Genomic DNA, 1,830 nt, shown 5'->3' on the forward strand with positions numbered 1-1,830 from the left:
TCTGCTGCCCGTCGTAAGCTGCACGCGGTATTTACTTGCCGTGCATGCGCGTCGTGGACCAGCATCCGCCTGCCGCGAGCCGTCGCCGCTCGTTCGCCTCGTTACGCATATTTTTGTGCTGTAAGCCGCACGAGCGCTGCATCTGCGTCAAGGCTGCGCCGCGTTTTTCAAAAGCACGAAAATTTATCCTACTAAAATTTTCGCTTCTTCGCCGCGTTGCATGCCGTGAGCCGCTGCCGCCTTATTTTGCGACCGCACCTGCCGCGCATACGCGTCGTACCCGCTGCGAGTTTTAGCGGATGCGCCTTAAAATTTCAATTCAAAAGCCCTATTTAGCGCTGCGTCCTAGCAGAAACAATCTCACCGCCTGTTCGGCGACGCGGGCTAAATTTTGCGTCGCGACGGCGGGCTGCATCGCACGCTCAAGGCTCATCGGCTCGTTTAAAACGCTGAAAAACGCGCCGATGCCGTGCTCGTTGCAGCCGCCGGCACAGGGCGAGACGCAGCCTGCCAGTGCGATGACGGGTACGCCGTAGCGCGCGGCGATCTTCGCCACGCCGCTTGGGGTCTTGCCCATGCGGCTTTGGAAGTCGAGCCTGCCCTCGCCGGTGATGATCAGATCGGCGCCCTGCACATCGTTTTGCAGTCCGATCTGCTCGGTGATGATGTCAATGCCGGGCCTTAGCTGCGCGCGCAGGAAGCTTACGAAGCCAAAACCCAGACCGCCTGCCGCGCCCGCGCCCTTTTCGCTGTAAAGCTCCTTTCCAAGGCTCTTGCTTACGACGCCCGCAAAGCTTCGCAGCCCTGCATCCAGCGTCTCTACTGCCGCTTCGTCCGCGCCCTTTTGTGGTCCGTAAACATGCGCCGCGCCGTTTTCGCCGAAGAGCGGATTATCCACGTCGCAGGCGATGAGAAACTCGCTATCTTTGATACTTTGCGGCACGTCCGCGTCCGAGATCGCCGCTATTTTGATTAAATTTTCGCCTGTGCCCGCAAGCGCTTCGCCGCGCTCGTCCGTAAATTTAAAGCCCAAAGCGCTTAGCATGCCCGTGCCCGCATCGTTCGTAGCGCTTCCGCCGATGCCTATGATAAACTTTCGCGCCCCCTTGCTTGCGGCGTGTAAGATCATCTCGCCAAAGCCGTAGGTGCTTGTTTTTAGCGGGTTTCGGCGCGATTTTTCGATGAGCGGCAGACCCGATGCGGACGCCATTTCTAAGATGCCTAGCTCGCCTTTTAAGGCGTAGCGCGCGGGCGTTTTTTCGCCTAACGGATTTACTACGATGACGTCCATGAACTTAGCTTTTAGCGCGTCTGCAAGGGCTTCAACGCTTCCTTCGCCGCCATCTGCGATAGGTTTGACGAGCACCTCGCAGCCTAGCTTTTCGATGCCTGATTTTACGGCGTTGCCTGCCTCAAGCGAACTAAGCGAGCCCTTAAACGAGTCGATCGCGACTAAAACTTTCATATTTTTCCTTTAGCTGGTATTTTAAAATTTTGAAATTTTACAGCGCGTAGGCTAAATTTACGATGACAAGATTGAATCAAGAGTATAATTTTAAAATCTCGTCGCCAAATTTGTGGGGCAAATTTTAAAATTTCATGTCGTGGAATTTTAAAATTCTGTAGCGATAGAATTTTAAAATTTCGCTCCTTGAGGCTTTGTGTGTAAATTTAAAACTATGTTAAGCGAAATTTTAATACTAGAGTATTTACGCAGTGCGGGCTAGCTACGTAAATTTAAAGAATTCTATGTAGCTAGCCGCTGGTAGATGCCATATTGCACTCCGCACTGATTTAGCGCGATAGAACGGCTAAATAAGCTAGCCTATA

1 protein-coding gene is annotated in these 1,830 nt (G+C 53.1%); it reads right to left on the reverse strand.

Annotation, left to right across the window (positions count from 1 at the left end; genetic code table 11):
• Positions 1-328 precede the first annotated feature (328 nt).
• Positions 329-1,465 carry a glycerate kinase gene (locus Q0236_RS01960; protein ID WP_297914420.1) on the reverse strand — a complete coding sequence of 379 codons (1,137 nt, stop codon included), beginning with the start codon at positions 1,463-1,465 and terminating at the stop codon, positions 329-331.
• Positions 1,466-1,830 lie beyond the last annotated feature (365 nt).

Origin of the sequence: uncultured Campylobacter sp. (assembly GCF_938031315.1) — a bacterium.
Lineage (GTDB): Bacteria > Campylobacterota > Campylobacteria > Campylobacterales > Campylobacteraceae > Campylobacter_B.